The 16,587-nt window shown below is 64.9% G+C and carries 14 protein-coding genes and 1 riboswitch; of the genes, 9 read left to right on the forward strand and 5 right to left on the reverse strand.

What is annotated here, in order from left to right:
* Positions 1-2 precede the first annotated feature (2 nt).
* The 5 genes from T331_RS0113740 (at position 3) to kdgD (ending at position 4,538) form a co-directional block, all read left to right on the forward strand.
* Entirely contained in the window at positions 3-845 is an 843-nt protein-coding gene (locus tag T331_RS0113740; protein WP_035180217.1) for an aldolase, read from the forward strand.
* Positions 842-1,804: an alcohol dehydrogenase catalytic domain-containing protein gene (locus tag T331_RS20565; RefSeq protein ID WP_026440436.1), complete on the forward strand. Its 963-nt coding sequence runs from the start codon at positions 842-844 to the stop codon at positions 1,802-1,804. The genes T331_RS0113740 and T331_RS20565 overlap by 4 nt, the downstream gene beginning before the upstream one ends.
* 11 nt (positions 1,805-1,815) lie before the next feature.
* Positions 1,816-2,691, forward strand: a complete 876-nt coding sequence (locus T331_RS0113750; protein ID WP_026440437.1) for a PfkB family carbohydrate kinase — start codon at positions 1,816-1,818, stop codon at positions 2,689-2,691.
* Between the two features lie 140 nt (positions 2,692-2,831).
* Positions 2,832-3,560 carry a FadR/GntR family transcriptional regulator gene (locus T331_RS0113755; protein ID WP_035180228.1) on the forward strand — a complete coding sequence of 243 codons (729 nt, stop codon included), beginning with the start codon at positions 2,832-2,834 and terminating at the stop codon, positions 3,558-3,560.
* A gap of 66 nt (positions 3,561-3,626) precedes the next feature.
* Entirely contained in the window at positions 3,627-4,538 is a 912-nt protein-coding gene (gene kdgD / locus T331_RS0113760) for a 5-dehydro-4-deoxyglucarate dehydratase (RefSeq protein ID WP_026440439.1), read from the forward strand.
* A 6-nt stretch (positions 4,539-4,544) separates the two neighbouring features.
* On the opposite strand, the gene T331_RS0113765 is transcribed toward kdgD, so the two are convergent.
* The gene (locus T331_RS0113765; RefSeq protein ID WP_026440440.1) at positions 4,545-5,168 is read right to left on the reverse strand and encodes an FMN-binding negative transcriptional regulator; all 624 of its coding nucleotides are present in this window, start codon (positions 5,166-5,168) and stop codon (positions 4,545-4,547) included.
* A 180-nt stretch (positions 5,169-5,348) separates the two neighbouring features.
* Positions 5,349-5,458: riboswitch (guanidine-I (ykkC/yxkD leader) on the forward strand.
* A gap of 116 nt (positions 5,459-5,574) precedes the next feature.
* Here T331_RS0113765 and T331_RS0113770 point away from each other — a divergent pair.
* From T331_RS0113770 to atzF, 4 genes are read left to right on the forward strand one after another with little or no spacing between them, the layout of a single operon-like run.
* On the forward strand, positions 5,575-6,357 hold the full coding sequence (locus T331_RS0113770; protein WP_026440441.1) for an urea amidolyase associated protein UAAP1: 783 nt from the start codon (positions 5,575-5,577) through the stop codon (positions 6,355-6,357).
* Complete coding sequence (locus T331_RS0113775) at positions 6,354-6,968, forward strand: urea amidolyase associated protein UAAP2 (protein WP_026440442.1); 615 nt, start codon at positions 6,354-6,356, stop codon at positions 6,966-6,968. The genes T331_RS0113770 and T331_RS0113775 overlap by 4 nt, the downstream gene beginning before the upstream one ends.
* A 3-nt stretch (positions 6,969-6,971) precedes the next feature.
* Positions 6,972-10,448, forward strand: coding sequence for a 5-oxoprolinase/urea amidolyase family protein (locus T331_RS0113780; RefSeq protein ID WP_026440443.1), 3,477 nt, complete (start codon positions 6,972-6,974; stop codon positions 10,446-10,448).
* 2 nt (positions 10,449-10,450) lie between these two features.
* Complete coding sequence (gene atzF, locus T331_RS0113785) at positions 10,451-12,229, forward strand: allophanate hydrolase (RefSeq protein ID WP_026440444.1); 1,779 nt, start codon at positions 10,451-10,453, stop codon at positions 12,227-12,229.
* A 30-nt stretch (positions 12,230-12,259) separates the two neighbouring features.
* Here atzF and T331_RS0113790 read toward each other — a convergent pair whose 3' ends face one another.
* The 4 genes from T331_RS0113790 to T331_RS0113805 form a co-directional block, all read right to left on the reverse strand.
* Entirely contained in the window at positions 12,260-13,150 is an 891-nt protein-coding gene (locus T331_RS0113790; protein ID WP_026440445.1) for an ABC transporter ATP-binding protein, read from the reverse strand.
* On the reverse strand, positions 13,147-14,163 hold the full coding sequence (locus T331_RS0113795; protein WP_211248731.1) for an ABC transporter permease: 1,017 nt from the start codon (positions 14,161-14,163) through the stop codon (positions 13,147-13,149). Before T331_RS0113795 ends, T331_RS0113790 begins: the two co-directional genes overlap by 4 nt.
* Positions 14,163-15,158: an ABC transporter substrate-binding protein gene (locus T331_RS0113800; protein ID WP_008493859.1), complete on the reverse strand. Its 996-nt coding sequence runs from the start codon at positions 15,156-15,158 to the stop codon at positions 14,163-14,165. Before T331_RS0113800 ends, T331_RS0113795 begins: the two co-directional genes overlap by 1 nt.
* 79 nt (positions 15,159-15,237) lie before the next feature.
* Entirely contained in the window at positions 15,238-16,551 is a 1,314-nt protein-coding gene (locus T331_RS0113805; RefSeq protein WP_026440447.1) for an NtaA/DmoA family FMN-dependent monooxygenase, read from the reverse strand.
* Positions 16,552-16,587: the final 36 nt, after the last annotated feature.

The following is a 16,587-nucleotide window of genomic DNA, read 5'->3' on the forward strand; positions in this document are numbered from 1 at the left end:
GCATGGCGCGCCCCTCCGGCACCTATGCGATGCTGGCGATCGACCAGCGCGAAGGGCTGCGGGCGATGATGGCGCCGCATCAGGATGGTCCGGTGACGGACGCGGACCTCACGCATTTCAAGCTTGAGGTGATCGAAGCCCTCACCCCTTACGCCTCGGCGGTGCTGATCGACCGGGAGCTGGCCTGGCAGCAGGCGCTGGATGCGAAGGCGGTGGACCCGTCCTGCGCGCTGATCGCCGCTGCCGATGTGCTGATCCCCAGCGCCGATGAGCTGGTGGCGCAGGTGGAGATCGACCATGAGGTGGTACCGGCAAAGGTGAAGGCGCAGGGCGCGGTGGCGCTGAAGCTGCTGGTGCTGTGGCGGCCGGGCGAGGCGGCGGAACCGCGCATCGCCATGGTGGAGGAGTTTGTCGCCATCTGCCGCCAGGCGGGGCTGGCCAGCGTGGTGGAACCGGTGGCCCGCGCCCCGCGTGATGGCTCTGGCTGGGACCGCGAGGCGGCGATCATCGAAGCTGCCAAGGAGTTGGGAGATCGTGGGCAGGATCTCTATAAATGCGAAATCCCCTATTACGGCGCCGGGCCGGAAGCGCAGGTGCGGCAGGGCTGTGCCGCCCTGTCCCGGCATGTGAATGGCGATTGGGTGGTGCTCTCCTCCGGCGTCAAACAGGATGATTTCCCGCGTGCCGTGGAATGGGCCTGCCGCGAGGGCGCCTCGGGCTTTCTCGCCGGGCGCGGCATCTGGTCCGGCACCATCGGCAAGCCGGATCTGCGCCGCGCCTTGCGCGAGGATGCGGTGCCCAGGCTGGAGACGCTCTGCAACGTGCTCGACAAGGTTTCGGCATGAAAGCGGCGCGGTTTCTCGGCGAAGGGCGGATTGCCATCGAGGATGCCGCCGAGCCGGTGGCCGGGCCGGATGAGGTGATCGTGGATGTCGCCGCCTGCGCGCTGTGCGGCAGCGATTTCCGGCCGCTGCGCCAGGGTTGGCCGGTAACACCAGGGCACGAGATTTTCGGCCGGGTGCGTGCACCGGGCACAGCGGCACATGGGCAGCGCGTGCTGGTCTATATCCCCACTTTCTGCGGCCAGTGCGCGCAATGCCAGGCCGGGCGGACCAATCTCTGCCCGCGGGCGGAGCTGCTCGGCTGGCAGCGCCCGGGCGGCTATGCGCAAGCCCTCGCCGTGCCGCGGCAATGCCTGCTGGCGGTGCCGGACGATATTCCGGACCATCTGGCGCCGCTGCTGCTGGATGCCATCGGCACCACCGCGCATGGCATCAGGCTGGCCTCGCGCGTGGTGGAACCGGGGGCGGCTCTGGTGGTCGGCGCCGGGCCGATCGGGCTGGGCTCGTTGATGGTGCTGCAGGCGCTGGGCTGGGGGAAGCTGGCGGTGTGCGAGCCCAACCCGGCACGGGCGAATTTCGCCGCCAGCCTGGGGGTGGAGCTGCTCTCCGCCGAGGCCGCCGCCGCGCGGGCTTTTCCGCTGGTGATCGAGGCCAGCGGCAAGGATGCCGGGCGGGCGCTGGCGCTGGCGGCGGTGGCGCCGATGGGCGCGGCGGTGCAGCTGGGCGAGAGCGACCAATGGCAGATCACCGAAACCAAGGCGCTGCGCCGCAAGGATTTCTTCCTGATCCGCTCTTTCTATTTCCCGTTGGGCGAGTACCAGGCGAATATCGAGCTGCTGCGCGCCCACCGCGCAACCTTTGAAAAACTGGTGGATGACACAGCCGACCTCGCCGGGCTGGAAGCCTTGTTCGCCGCCTTCGCGCGCGGCGAAAGGCTGAAGCCGCTGATGTGCCCGGCTTGAATGTGCCCCGCTTGAAACAGGTTCTCTGCGCCGGGATCGTGGTGCTGGACCGGATCTACGCGCTCGATACCCTGCCCCAGGGCGAGGCGAAATACACCGCCAGCGCCTATCGCGAGAGCGGCGGCGGCATCGCCGGCACCGCCGCCGTGGCGGTGGCGCGGCTGGGCGGGCAGGGGCTTTATCTCGGCGCAATGGGGAATGATGCGGCCGGAGACTGGCTGCAAGCGGAGCTGCGCCAGCTCGGCGTGGGGCTGGAGGCATTGCAGATCATCGAAGGCGGGCGCACTCCGAATGCCTGCGCGCTGGTCGCCCCGGATGGGACGCGCTGCCTGATCGTGGATCGCGGGACGATCGCCCCACAAATCCCGCCGCACCTGCCGCAGGCCGACGCGCTGCTGGTCGATCATCGGTTTCCGGACCTCTCCGCCGCGCTGCTCAAAGCCGCCAATGTGCCCAGCGTGCTGGATGCCGAGGGCGGCGAACCGGCAACGCTGCGCGCCCTGGCGGCGCTGGCGGATTATCCGGTGTTCTCCAGCCATGGCCTGCGCGCCTGCACCGGGGAGGATGATCCGCACCTGGCCCTGGCCGCCATCGACGCCCCAAAGGCGCGCGCCGTGGCGGTGACTCGCGGCGCTGAGGGCAGTTTCTGGCGCATTGACGGCACCATTCATCACATCCCCACCCCGCGCATCGAAGCACGGGACACCACTGGCTGCGGCGATGTGTTTCACGGCGCCCTGGCGCTGGCCCTGGCCGAAGGCGAGCCGGTGCGCGCCGCCGCCCGCTTTGCCACCGCCGCCGCGGCGCTGAAGGCCTGCAATGGCGGCGGCTGGCGCGGCATGCCGGCGCGCGAGGAGGTGGAGGCGCTGCGCGCTGGCGGCTGGTAGGCACGACATATTCATATTATGAATTTTAAATTTTCATAACACAACTTAGCCTCTCCGGCTTGAGCCCCGGCAACGGACATGCGATCATCCCCGGATGGGCGCCGCCCATCCGCGCCTGAATGCAGCCCAAGGTGGACCAGATGAGCCCGCGCCCCAACCAGCCCGAACGCCGCACCGGGGAAACGCTCGTCGTACAGATCGCTGCCAAATTACGTGCCGCCATCCAGCAAGGCGGCTTCGCCCCGGGCGACAAGCTGCCCACCGAAAGCCAGCTGGTCAGCGCCCATGGGGTCAGCCGCACAGTGATCCGCGAAGCCCTGGCGAGCTTGCGCACGGACGGGCTGGTGGAGGCCCGCCAGGGGGCTGGCGTGTTTGTTCTCCCCCCGCCCGCCCGGCCAGCACATGGCTTTCAGGGCGTTGATTTCGAACGGCTCTCCTCGGTCATCGAGATGCTGGAGCTGCGCAGCGCGGTGGAGATCGAGGCCGCCGGCCTGGCCGCTTTGCGCCGCGCCCCGCAGCAGGAGGAGCTGATCCTCGCCGCGCATGCGCGCATCGCCAGCCTGGCCGCCGCCGGGGAGGCGACGGCAGGGGCGGATTTCGAGCTGCATCTGGCCATCGCCCAGGCCACCAATAATCACCGCTTCGTGGAGTTTCTGGGCCTGATCGGCGAGGCGATGATCCCGCGCCGGGCCTTGGACAAAACCCAGCCGGATGCCGCCACCCTTACCGCGACGCAGATTCATGCCGAGCATGGCAAGATCGTCGAGGCGATTTCCATGGGCGACGAGGAGGCCGCCCGCGCCGCCATGCGCGCGCATCTGCGCGGCAGCCAGCAGCGCTACAAGGCGGCGCTGCACGGCATGTTGTAGTATCACTATTTACATTTGTATGATGACTAAGCTATGGATCGGCCTTCTTACATCATAAGGTCGTCCATGGAGCCGCAAGACATCAAAACCAGGCTGGGTTCCGGCCTGCTCTCCTTTCCGGTCACGCATTTCGACGCGCAAGGCGCCTTCCTGCCGGACAGCTACCAATCCCATATCGAATGGCTCGCCGGCTATGACGCGCCGGTGCTCTTCGCCGCTGGCGGCACCGGGGAATTCTTCTCCCTGACACCAGGGGAAATCCCCAGCATCGTCGCCGCCGCCAAGGAAGCCGCCGGGCAGACCGCCATCGTCTCCGGCTGCGGCTACGGCACCGAGATCGCCATCGAAATCGCCCGTGGCGCCGAAAAGGCCGGGGCGGATGGCATCCTGCTGCTGCCGCATTACCTCATCGACGCGCCGCAGGCCGGGCTTTACGCGCATGTGCGCCGGGTCTGCCAGTCTGTCGGCATCGGCGTCATGGTCTATAACCGCGACAATGCGGTGCTGCGGCCGGATACGCTGGCGCGGCTCTGCGAGGCCTGCCCCAATCTGGTCGGGTTCAAGGACGGCACCGGCGATATCGGGCTGGTCCGCGAGGTGACGGCGAAGCTGGGCGACCGGCTGACCTATCTCGGCGGCATGCCGACGGCGGAATTATTCGCGGAAGCCTATCTCGGCGCCGGCTTCACCACCTATTCCTCGGCGGTGTTCAATTTCGTCCCCGCGCTGGCGGTGAAGTTCTACAAGGCACTGCGCCAGGGCGAGCGCGCGGCCTGCGAAAAAATCCTGTTGGAATTCTTCTATCCCTTCATGGCGATCCGCGACCGGCAGAAGGGCTATGCCGTCTCCGCCATCAAGGCCGGGGTGCGGCTGCAGGGCTTCGCCGCCGGCAAGGTGCGCAGCCCGCTTTGCGACCTCACCGCCGAGGAAGAGGCGATGCTGGACGCGCTGATCGCCCCGTATCGCCGGCGGGGCTGAGCCCCTTCATGTCGGGATGAAGGGCGCCGCCGCGCGGTCCGCCGCGTCCGGGCTGTCGCGCAGCGCCGCCGCCACGCCGTTGCGGTCGGCCGCGCTGCGGTTCTGGCTCATCTTGCGCTTGCCGGTCAGCTTCGTGATCGGCAGCCGCAGCCCGACGATCCCTTTGAGCTGGGCGCGGATGAACGCCTCCGGCGCGTCGCTCACCGCCCAGGGCTTGGCGCGCGGCGCCTCATGCCGGGTGGTCAGCCGGGTGACGACGTCCAGCAGGCGCTGCGGGTCGTCGAAAAACTCCACCGGCCCGTGCGCCTGCACCGTGATATAGTTCCAGGTCGGCACCACCTTGTGATGCTCCTGCTTGGAGGGATACCAGGAGGGCGAGACATAGGCCTCCGGCCCCATGAAAATCGCCAACGCCTCGCCGGTCACCTTCAGGTGCCATTGCGGGTTGGCGCGTGCGACATGGCCATAGAGCGTGCCGTGGTCGCCTTCCTCCGCCGCCAGCAGCAGCGGCAAGGGGGTGGCGAACAGCCCGTCCGGGGTCATTGTCACCAGATTCGCCACGCGGGCGGCGCGCATGGTCTCATGCAGGGCGGCAAGCTCGGTTTCGCGGAAGGCGGGCGGCATATACATGGCGGGACGGCTCCAGGGTGGGAGACGATCATGCCGCAAAATGCCGGGAGACGAAATGGCGGCATTTGCGCCAGGGTGCCCAGAAATGCGCCGCGCTCTGCCCGGCACGCCCCCGCCGCTGCCAGCGCCGGCCCTGAAACCGCGCCCGCTTGATTTCGGCACAATCTTTGCTTTACCTTTTTCGAAGGCCGCTAGGGTTCCGGCCGGGCAAATGCCCGGCGCTGGTCCGAGAGCGGCGGTCATGCGGGAGACATCCGCATGATGCACGGCGGGACAAAAGCCCGGGAGAGCATGGATGCGTGGGGATACGCGTCGGCTCTCCACGTATCCCTCGCATCGCTGAGACGTGACTGTTCAACGATGGGAGTTCATATGACGACCCTGTTTCTGACCGGATGCCGCGCCGATGCTTGACCTCGACAAGCTCAGCCCGGCCGAATACCGCGCCCGCTACGAAGCCCTGCAGGAAGCCGCCCGTGCCCGCGCCGCCGCCCCGCAAACAGAAGCCAGCTTCCCGGAGATCCCGCCCGATGCGGTGATCGCGCAGGATGTGATTCCGCCCGGCTGGTACGCTTCATTGTGGCTGCGCCGGGGGGCGGCGCTGCGCCTGACCAATATCGCGGGCACGCCCGGCGCGGCTTTGTTCATCTGGAACCAAGCCGACCCCTCCGAGCGCTTCAACGCCGGCGACACCACCAAGCTGCAATGGACCACCAACCTGACCACCGGCCGGGTGCTGTTCTCGGATATGGGGCGCGTCCTCGCCGCCATCACCGCCGATAGCGGGGCGGGGCATGACAGCATCATCGGCCCCAACGGCCCGGCGCAGACGCAAGGGCGCAACGGGCGGGATAATCTGCGTTGCGGCGCCGCCAAATTCGGGCTGTCGCGCCGGGATCTCGCCCCGGCGCTCTCACTGTTCTCCCCGGTTGGGGTGGATGCGCAGGGTGTGATGCGCTGGCGCGGCAACCCGCCCGCCGGCGCCATGCTCGAGCTGCGCGCGGAGATGGATCTGCTCCTCGTCCTCTCCAACACCCCGCATGCGCTCAGCCCGGTGCAGCAGGCGACCGGCCCGCTCGCCTACACCGCCTGGCGCGCTGGCGCGCCCGGCCCGGACGATCTCTGCCGCCATTTCACCGCCGAGGCCGCCCGCGGCTTTGCCAACAATGATCGGTATTTCGCGCAATGACCCTGATCTCAGACCAGTTCGTGCCCGCCCGCGCCCCCTATTCGGTGGTGCTGAAACAGGGCCAGACCATGCGCATCATCGATCTGGAAAGCCAGCAGGCGGTGGATGCGCTGTTCTACAACGCACAGGATACCAGCGAGCGCTATTCGGCGCAGGACACGCTGGCCGCACAGGCCCTGCAGGGCGGGCGCTACGACCTGACCACGGGCGCCGTGCTGCGCTCCAACGAGGGCCGGCCGATGGTGACACTCACCGCCGATAGCTGCGGCTTTCACGATAGCTGTGCCGGGGCCTGCTCGTGTGAGAGCAATATCGTGCGCTTCGGCTATGAAACACGCTTCATGCATTCATGCCGGGAGAATTTCCTCACCGAGCTGGCGAAATACGGCATGGATAAGCGCGACCTGGTCTCCAACGTGAATTTCTTCATGAATGTGCCGATCCGCCCGAATGGCGAGCTGACGGTGGATGACGGGGTTTCCGAACCTGGCGGGTATGTCGAGTTCATCGCGGACATGGATGTGCTGGTGGTGATCTCCAACTGCCCGCAGGTGAATAATCCATGCAACGGCTTCACCCCCACGCCGATTCAAATCCTGATCAGCGGCTAGACGATGTTCAGCAAAATCCTCATCGCCAATCGCGGCGAAATTCTGGGCCGGGTTTGTCGCACGCTGAAGCAGATGGGCATTGCCAGTGTGGCCGTCTATTCGGATGCGGACCAATTTGCCCCGCCCGTGCGCGCCGCGGACGAGGCGGTGCATATCGGCCCCGCCCCGGCGGCGCAGAGCTATCTCGATATCGACGCGATCCTCGAGGCCTGCCAGCGCAGCGGCGCGCAGGCCGTGCATCCCGGCTATGGCTTCCTCTCCGAGCGGGTGGAATTCGCGGAGCGGCTGGAAGCGGCGGGGATTCGCTTCATCGGCCCGCGCCCCGCGCATCTGCGCGATTTCGGGCTGAAGCACACCGCCCGCGCCTTGGCCAAGGCGGCCGGCGTGCCGATGCTGCCCGGCACCGGCGTGCTGACCAGCCGCGAGGAGGCGCTGGCCGAGGCCGCGCGCATCACCTACCCGGTGATGCTGAAAAGCAGCGCCGGGGGGGGGGGCATCGGCATGGTGCTGTGCGAGGACGCGGCCGACCTGGCCACGCGCTATGACAGCATCGCCCGGCTCGCCGCCAATAATTTCGGCAATGCCGCCTTGTTCCTGGAAAAATACGTCGCCCGCGCCCGGCATGTGGAGGTGCAGATTTTCGGCGACGGCAAAGGCGGCGTGGTGGCGCTGGGCACGCGCGACTGCTCCTTGCAGCGGCGCAACCAGAAAGTGGTCGAGGAAACCCCGGCCCCCAACCTGCCCGACGCGATCCGCACCGCCATGGAGGAGGCCGCCATCGCGCTGGCGGCATCGGTACATTATGAATCCGCCGGGACGGTTGAATATGTTTACGATGCCGAGGCGCAGAGATTTTACTTCCTTGAAGTGAATACCCGCCTGCAGGTCGAGCATTGCGTGACCGAGGAAATTTATGGAGTCGATCTGGTCCGCTGGATGATCGAACAGGCGGCGGGGGCGTTCGTGCTGCCGTCCCCGGCGGAACTGAAGCCGCAAGGTGCGGCCATCGAAGTGCGCTTATACGCGGAAGCGCCCGGCAACCAGTTTGCCCCCTCCAGCGGCCAGCTGAGCGCCTTCACACCGCCGCCCGGCCTGCGCGTGGAAAGCTGGGTGGAAACCGGCACGGACATTTCCCCTTTCTACGACCCGATGCTGGCGAAATTCATCGCCACCGGCGCCACCCGCGCCGAGGCGCTTGCCAAGCTGCAAGCCGGGCTGCGCCGCAGCGCCATTTTCGGCGTTGAAACCAACCTGAATTATCTCAAGGCCATTCTCGCTTTGCCCGCCTTCGCGGCTGGCGAGATGACGACGCGCAGCCTGGCGGATTTCAGCTTCACCCCGCTGGCCGTGGAGGTGCTGGACCCCGGCGCGCAATCGAGCTTGCAAAGCCTGCCGGGGCGGTTGGGCTATTGGGAGGTCGGCGTGCCACCGAGCGGGCCGATGGATGATCTCCACCACACCCACGCCAACGCGCTGCTCGGCAATGCGTTTGACGCGGCCACGCTTGAGCTCACCCATACCGGGCCGAGCTTGCGCTTTCTCAGCGCGACGCGGATCGCGCTCTCCGGTGCCAATATGCCAGCGCTTCTGGATGAGCAGCCGGTGGCCTACCATTGCGCCGTGGAGGTGCAGGCCGGGCAGGTGCTGGAGCTGGGGATGATCGACGGTCCGGGCCAACGCACCTACCTCGCGGTGTCCGGTGGCTTCAAGGCACCCGCCTATCTCGGCAGCACCGCCACCTTCACGCTGGGCGGTTTCGGCGGCACCACCGGCGGCGCCTTGCGCGCCGGGGATATTTTGCATTTTCCCCCGCCTTTGCCCGCGCCAACCGAACCACCGCCCGCGCCGGCGACATTGGCGCGCAGCTGGACGCTGGCCGTGCGCTATGGCCCCCACGGCGCGCCGGATTTTTTCACCGATGACGATATCGACACACTGTTCCATGCCACCTACGAGGTGCACCATAATTCCGCGCGCACCGGGGTTCGGCTGATCGGCCCCAAACCCGCCTGGGCGCGGCGCGATGGCGGCGAAGCCGGGCTGCACCCCTCGAATATTCACGACAATGCCTACACGGTCGGGGCGATCGACTTTACCGGCGACATGCCGATTTTGCTGGGGCCGGACGGGCCTTCACTGGGCGGCTTCGTCTGCCCCGCGGTGGTGACGAAAACGGATCTTTGGAAGCTGGGTCAGCTCAAGCCCGGCGACAAGGTCCGCTTCGCGCGCGTGGATTCCGCCCCCGCGATCATCGCCGCCAGCCAGGATGTCGTTATCCGCCGCGCCGGGGATGAGGATGTGCTGATCGAATTCGGCGAGATGAAGCTGGATTTCGAGCTGCGCCTGCGCACCCAGGCGCTGCGCGACGCGCTTGCGGCCAGCGCGCTGAAGGGCGTTATCGATCTGACGCCGGGGATCCGTTCCCTGCAGATCCATTTCGATTCAGAGCAGACAAATACAGCAAAAATCATGGCGGCGGTGCGGGATATTCTGCCACAACTGCCAGATCCTGAAGCGATGGAGATGAAAACCCGCACACTCTGCCTGCCGCTTTCCTGGAATGACAGCCAGGTGCAGCTGGCCATGCGCAAATATCAGGAGACCACACGCCCCAACGCGCCCTGGTGCCCGGACAACATCGAATTCATCCGCCGCATCAACGGGCTTGAGGATATCGAGGCGGTCAAGCGGATCATTTTCGACGCTTCCTACATCGTGCTGGGGCTGGGCGATGTCTATCTCGGCGCGCCGGTGGCAACACCCTATGATCCCCGGCATCGCCTGGTCACCACCAAATATAATCCCGCCCGCCCCTGGACGCCACAAAACGCCGTCGGCATCGGCGGCGCCTATATGTGCGTCTATGGCATGGAAGGGCCGGGCGGCTACCAGCTTTTCGGCCGCACCATCCAGGTCTGGAATACCCATCGCCAGCCGCCTCCCTTCGATGACGGCAAGCCCTGGCTGCTGCGCCATTTTGATCGCATCCGCTTCCGGGAGGTCTCCGAAGACGAATTGGAAGAGGCCCGCGCTGACTTCTTGCACGGCAAATATCCGCTGCAGATCGAGGAAAGCAGCTTTTCGCTGCGCGCCTACCGGGAATTCTGCGCGGAAAATGCAGATAGCATCGACGCGTTTCAGACGCGCCAGCGCCGTGCCTTCGCGGTGGAGCGTGAGGATTGGGCTGCAAAGGGGCTGAACTCGTTTGAGGAGCCGGAGATGCAAATGGCGGCGGAGGAAGCGCCCTTGCCGCCAGGTGGGCGCGCCATCACCGCGCCGGTTCCAGGCAGCATCTGGAAAATCCTGGCCGAAACGGGAGCGCAGGTGAAACGCGGGGATGTCGTGATGATTCTTGAATCCATGAAAATGGAGGTACGGGTTGAAGCCAGCACCACCGGCCGCCTGACCAGCCTGACCGCACGGCCAGGCCAAATTATTCGCGCCGGGCAACGCCTCGGCATCATCACCACGGAGTCCTGACGATGATCCCTGAGCTGCTCGAATTTCCCGCCCTGCGGAGCGCCTACGCCAGCGGGGCTTTGACACCGACCATGCTGGTGAAAGCCTTGCTGGCGCGCATCGCCGCCTACCCGGACAAGGCGGTGTTCATCAGCCTCGTGCCGGAGGAGGAGCTGCTGGCGCAGGCCGCCGAACTGGAGGCCGGCGGCCTGGAGGGCAAGGCGCTTTACGGTATACCCTTCGTTGCGAAAGACAATATCGACGTCAGGGGCATCCCGACAACCGCTGGCTGCCCGGCCTTTGCCTACACACCGGCGCAGGATGCCGTCACCATCGCGCGGTTGCGCGAAGCGGGGGCGATTCTGCTCGGCAAAACCAACCTGGATCAATTCGCGACCGGCCTGAACGGCACCCGCTCACCCTACGGCGCGCCGCGCTCAGTGTTCAACCACGCCTACATCTCCGGCGGCTCCTCCTCGGGCTCTGCGGTGGCGGTCGGCGCCGGATTGGCAGCGTTTTCGCTCGGCACGGATACCGCAGGGTCCGGCCGGGTGCCCGCCGCGTTCAATAATCTGATCGGGCTGAAACCGACAATCGGCCGCCTCTCCGCGACCGGTGTGGTGCCGGCATGTAAAAGCCTAGACTGCATCTCGGTTTTCGCCAATTCTTCCGCGGATGCGATGGCCGTATTGGACGCCGCACAAGGTTATGACGCGCAGGATGCCTATTCCCGCCCGCCTGCATCCCACAGCTTGCCGCAACGCCCGCGCCTTGGCGTGCTTGCTGCCAAGGACAGGGATTTCGCCGGGGACGATGAGGCCGCTTCGCTCTACGACGCCGCTTTGGCCCAGGCGCTGGCACTGGGCTGGGCGCTGACCGAGATCGATTACGCCCCGTTTCGCACGATCGCCGCCCTGCTTTATGGCGGTGCCTTCGTGGCGGAGCGGACCGCCGCCATGCGAGATTTCATGCGCGACAAGGCGGCAGAAATGCATCCGGTCGTGCGCGGCATCGTCGAAGGCGGGATGAAGTTTTCCGCTGCCGACGCCTTCGACGATATCTACAAGGTTCAGGCCCTGCGACATCTGACGAATGTTGAGCTGGCAAAATGCGATGCCTTGCTGCTGCCCACGGCGCCTACCTGCTTCACAGTGGAGGCGATGCTGGCCGAACCGGTCAAGCATAACTCAACCCTTGGCCTCTATACGAATTTCGTAAACCTACTGGACCTAGCCGCAATTGCGCTGCCCGCCGGTTTCACCGCAAACGGCATGCCGTTTGGCGTGACGCTGATCGGCCCGGCCTTCTCGGAAGCCTGCCTCTGCGCCTACGCGGACAAACTCCATAAAGCGCTGGGGGCTGGGTCCGGGCTGAGCCGTGTCCAGCCTTGCGGCACCTACGAAGCGATGACGGATGAGGTAACGCTGGTTGTCGCCGGCGCGCATCTCTCGGGCATGGTGTTGAACCATGAATTGACCAGGCTCGGTGCCCAACTGATCCGCCCGGCCCGAACCGCCCCTGACTATAAATTATTCGCCCTCGCCACCACGCCGCCGAAACCCGGGCTGGCGCACAGCCCCGGCTTTGCAGGACCAGGACTCGCTGTAGAGCTTTGGCGCATGAGCGCGCACGCGCTCGGTGAATTCCTTGCCGCCCTCCCCGCCCCCATGGGCATCGGACGCGTCACTTTGGAAGATGGCTCGACGCATCCTGGCTTTCTCTGTGAAGCCTACGCGTTGGACGGTGCCGAGGATATTACCGCGCATGGCGGCTGGCGCGCCTACCGCGCGTCCTTGTCCTGAACGAAAAAGGCCGGTTCGCACCGGCCTTTTTTATTCCACCTCGTCGCTGACATCCGTCAGCAGCGGCACGGCCGGGTAGGGTTCATCCTCATCCGCTGTTTCCTTGCCGTGAATCAACGCTTCCAGCCGCGCCTTGGTGGCGGCGAAGGCGGGGCTTGCGATCTGCGCGGCATCGCGGGGGCGTGGCAGCGGCACCTCGATCATTTCCCGCAAGCGCCCCGGATGCGCATCGAGCACGAGAATCCGGTCCGCCAGAAACACCGCCTCATCGAGATCATGGGTGATGAAGATGATTGTTATATCGACCTTTTTCCATATCTCCAGCAAATAGGCCTGCATGCGCTGGCGGGTCTGCGCGTCCAGCGCCGAGAAGGGTTCGTCCATTAACAGCACACGCGGACGATTGACCAAGGCGCGGATGATCGCCACACGCTGTTTCATGCCGCCGGAGAGTTGATGCGGGTAGGCATCGGCGAATTTTTCCAGCCCGACGAGCGCCAGCCATTCATCGGCCTGGCGTTGCGCCTCAACCTTGCCGACACCGGCCATGCGCAACCCGAACATCACATTCCGTCGCACGCTGAGCCAGGGGAACAAGGTATAGCCCTGGAACACCATGCCCCGCTCGCGGCCTGGCCCCTGTACCGGCTTGCCATCGAGCGAGACCCAGCCTTCACTCGCCGTATCCAGCCCCGCCAGAATCCGCGCCAACGTCGATTTACCGCAACCGGAAGGGCCGATGACGCAGAGGAATTCCCGCCGATGCGTCTGGAAAGATAAATCCTCGATCGCGGTGACGTTGTTTTTCCCGCTGTTGAAGCGCTTGCTCATGCCATCGACGCTCAATATCACGTCGCGGGCCTTCAGCCGTGCAAGCCGCGCCTGCACCTCTGGCGGTTGATCGAGATAGGAAACGCTCATGCGGCTGACTTGTCCCATGGAAAGAGTTTTCGGCCGAGCGCGGCCAGCAACAGATCGCCGCCAAGCCCCAGAATGCCGATCATCGCAATCGCCGCATAGACATTCGCATAATGCTGGTAGCGCGATTGCTGGGTGATGAAGAGAGAAATCCCGGACGTGGCGCCGATCAGCTCCGCGACGATCAGATAAGTCCACGCCCAGCCCAGAAGAATCCGCTGGTCACGATACAGATCCGGCAGCACGCTGGGGATGATCACGCTGGTCAGCAGCCGCAAATTACGCGTCCCCAGCGTCAAAGCGGCTTCCACCAAGGCGAAATCGGCCTTACGGGTCGTGTTGGCGATGATCAAAATCTGCTGAAATAATGTGCCAATGACGATGATCGCGATTTTCGGCCCGGCATAGATGCCCAGCACCGCAACCGCCAACGTGCCGAAGGCCGGCGCCGGGAGGTAGCGGAAGAACTCGACAAACGGCTCAACCAGCCGCGCCAACCCGCTATGCGCCCCACATAAAATACCCAGCGGCACACCGATGATGGAAGAAATCACAAAGCCCCAGAAAATCGTCTGGATGCTTTGCCAAAGGCTTTGATGCAGCCAGAGCCCGTTCTGATCGGCCGGCGGCGTGGTGAAGGAGGTGTAGAACGCCGCCGCAACGTCACCGGGCGCGGGCAGATAGACCGGATTGCACGGCGTACCTACCGGTGGCGCGGTATGGTTGGTCTTCGCCGCCGCGAGTTGCCCGGCATAATCGGCCTTGGTCACCCGCATGCCCGGCATGTAGTAATCGACATCGCCAGGATCCGAAATCAACACGTCCGGATGCCAGATGAACGGCACGTAGCTGACCGCTGACCAGACCGCGAGCGGCAACAGAAACGAGGCAATTGCCAGAAAAATGCGCAAGCGTCGCGTCAAAGGCGCGCGGACGCGGAACCATTGCCCGCGCACCAGATCATCCGTCTCGGAGGCGGCCGGCTTCACGGCCGCGATCTCCGAGCGATCCAGCATTAATTCCCCTCCTTGTAGGCGTCGATCAACGACCCATTGATGTAGAGTTTCACATCCTGCGGGGTTTTATAAACCTTATTGCGTACATTGAAGGCATCGGAATTTTCATCGGAGCCGTACACGGAGTTCAGGCCGGTGCCGGGCACGAAGGCGGCCTTTGCCTCGGCCAAGCTGAGAAGATGCGTTCCCTTGACATAACGCTGATAGATCTGCGGCGACACGCCATCGCGCGCGGCCATGATCTTGAGCGCATCGGCATGCGTCTTCGGATCGTTGATGTAGGCCAGAATGCGATACCAGACCTTGATCACCTTCGCCCAATCCTGCGGCCGTGCCGCCAGGCTTTGCGGCGATACCGCCAGACCGTCATAGATCAGCCCAGGCGCCTGCGCGGAGGTATAGATCGCCCTCGACCCCGGCACGGCCAGGCGCGCCTGATCCGCGATCGGCTGCCACAAGCCGATCGCCGCCACCGCGCCGGAGGCCAGAACCTGTGGCGTGCTGTTGGTCACCGTATTCACCAGCTGCACCGAGTCCAGCGACATGCCATTGGCCTGCAAGGCGTGCTCCAGCAGCATCTGTTCCAGCAGCCCAACCTCGACGCCAACCTTCTGCCCCTGCAATTGCTTGACGCTGGTGATGCCGGGCTTTGCCAGAATCTGGTCATTGCCGCTGGAATAATCGGTCAGCATGATGAGCTGATTTTTGGTGCCGTTGGCGCCGAGCGCCAGCGCATCGCCGGTTGCGAGAAAATCGCCATCCAACTTGCCTGCGGAAAAGGCATCGAGTGACGCGGAATAATCAAACCATTGCATCTGCACATCAACGCCGGCTTGCTTGAACCAGCCTTTATCGACGGCGATCTGCCAGCCGGTGAAGCCCGGCCAGTCACTGAAGCCGATGCGCAGCGGCGTTTCGGCCTTTGCCGGCAAGCTGGCCAGCAGCGAGAGCGCCGCGGCGGAGAGAAAGGATGCAAATTTAGTCGCCCGTTTCATGGATACCCCTCAGATGGAGATCAGACTCTGCAAAAGACGTTACAAAAACAAAGACAGTGCAAGAACGATGCCAGACTGTTTAGAATTCCAGAAGATTATCGCGGAGCAGCTGGTGCTTGTAGGCGGTGCGCACGCAGCCCAACCTCTGCAGCTCCGGCACCAGCCCGTCCGCCACTTCCACGAGATAGCGCCGCCCGACGCGCAACACCGGCGTGGTGATCAAAAACCCGTCGCCGCCGACCTCTTCCATCACCTCGCGCATCCGCAGCGCGACGGATTGCGGCGTGCCGATCAGCTCAACCGACGAGACCATGCCGCCGGCGCCATCCACAACCAGTTCGCGCAATGTCTTGCCCGATCCCCATTGCTGGAATTTATCGAGCGAGCCCTGCTCGCCATTGGTCGTCAGCTTGCCCGGCAACGGTTCATCCAGCGGGAATTGCGCGAAATCGATATCGGTGATCGCCGAGATCGAGGCCAGCATGTCGTCGATGAAATGCGGCGCGCTGTGCTGGCGCCGCAGCCGCTCGCGCGCATCCTGCTCGGTCTCGCCCAGCGCCGGCGTGACGCAGAACATCACCTTGATGCTGTCCGGGTCACGCCCCATCGCCGCCGCGCGGCTGCGAATATCGTCGCGAAACGCCTTCATCGATTCAACCCCGTTGGCGACGGAGACGATCGAGTCCGCGTGCTTGGCGGCGAAATCCCGCCCCCGTGGCGAGGCCCCGGCCTGCAGATAGACCGGGCGACCCTGCGGAGAGCGCACCGTATTCAGCGGGCCGCGAACCTTGAAGAATTTGCCTTCATGGTTGATCGGATGCACCTTGTCATGATCGGCATAGATGCCACGCGCGCGGTCGCGCAGCACGGCACCCTCCTCCCAACTGCCGAAGAGCTTGCCCATCACCTCCATATATTCCTCGGCCATCTCATAACGCAGATCACGCGGCGGCAATTTATCCAGGCCGAAATTCTGCGCGGCGAGATCTTCCGCGCTGGTCACCACATTCCAGCCAAAGCGCCCGCGGGTCAGGCTGTCGATGGTGGAGGCCAGCCGCGCCATCAGGAAGGGCGGGTAGGCCAGGGTGGACATGGTGGCGATCACGCCGAGATGCCGCGTGGCCATGCCCATCGCCACCGCCAGCGGCGCGGGGTCGTGCTTGGGCGCCATCACCCCGCCGCGCAGGCCTTTTTCCCGCGAGCCGCCATAGGTCTCCGAGACCATCAGCTTGTCTTCGATCATGATATAATCGAAGCAGGCGCGCTCCAGCGTCTGCGCCATCTCGATATAGAATTGCCCATCCCAGGGCATGCCGCCTTGGCCAAAAGGCTCTCGCCATTCATCCGGGGTAAAATTCATGAACCAGCCGAGATGAAATTTTTTCGTACTCATGAGGCTCCTTCGTCGCGCGCGTCAAGAATAACCGGA

It is taken from the genome of Acidocella facilis ATCC 35904 (genome assembly GCF_000687875.1).
Taxonomy (GTDB): Bacteria; Pseudomonadota; Alphaproteobacteria; order Acetobacterales; family Acetobacteraceae; genus Acidocella; species Acidocella facilis.

Bases quoted from the DNA above. Each gene is read 5' to 3' on its own strand.
- T331_RS0113765 (WP_026440440.1), bottom strand. From the start codon at position 5,168: ATGTATATGCCGCCCGCCTTCCGCGAAACCGAGCTTGCCGCCCTGCAT.
- T331_RS0113805 (WP_026440447.1), bottom strand. From the start codon at position 16,551: ATGAGTACGAAAAAATTTCATCTCGGCTGGTTCATGAATTTTACCCCG.
- T331_RS0113795 (WP_211248731.1), bottom strand. From the start codon at position 14,163: ATGCTGGATCGCTCGGAGATCGCGGCCGTGAAGCCGGCCGCCTCCGAG.
- T331_RS0113800 (WP_008493859.1), bottom strand. From the start codon at position 15,158: ATGAAACGGGCGACTAAATTTGCATCCTTTCTCTCCGCCGCGGCGCTC.
- T331_RS0113780 (WP_026440443.1), top strand. From the start codon at position 6,972: ATGTTCAGCAAAATCCTCATCGCCAATCGCGGCGAAATTCTGGGCCGG.
- T331_RS0113790 (WP_026440445.1), bottom strand. From the start codon at position 13,150: ATGAGCGTTTCCTATCTCGATCAACCGCCAGAGGTGCAGGCGCGGCTT.
- atzF (WP_026440444.1), top strand. From the start codon at position 10,451: ATGATCCCTGAGCTGCTCGAATTTCCCGCCCTGCGGAGCGCCTACGCC.
- T331_RS20565 (WP_026440436.1), top strand. From the start codon at position 842: ATGAAAGCGGCGCGGTTTCTCGGCGAAGGGCGGATTGCCATCGAGGAT.
- T331_RS0113770 (WP_026440441.1), top strand. From the start codon at position 5,575: ATGCTTGACCTCGACAAGCTCAGCCCGGCCGAATACCGCGCCCGCTAC.
- T331_RS0113775 (WP_026440442.1), top strand. From the start codon at position 6,354: ATGACCCTGATCTCAGACCAGTTCGTGCCCGCCCGCGCCCCCTATTCG.
- T331_RS0113740 (WP_035180217.1), top strand. From the start codon at position 3: ATGGCGCGCCCCTCCGGCACCTATGCGATGCTGGCGATCGACCAGCGC.
- T331_RS0113755 (WP_035180228.1), top strand. From the start codon at position 2,832: ATGAGCCCGCGCCCCAACCAGCCCGAACGCCGCACCGGGGAAACGCTC.
- kdgD (WP_026440439.1), top strand. From the start codon at position 3,627: ATGGAGCCGCAAGACATCAAAACCAGGCTGGGTTCCGGCCTGCTCTCC.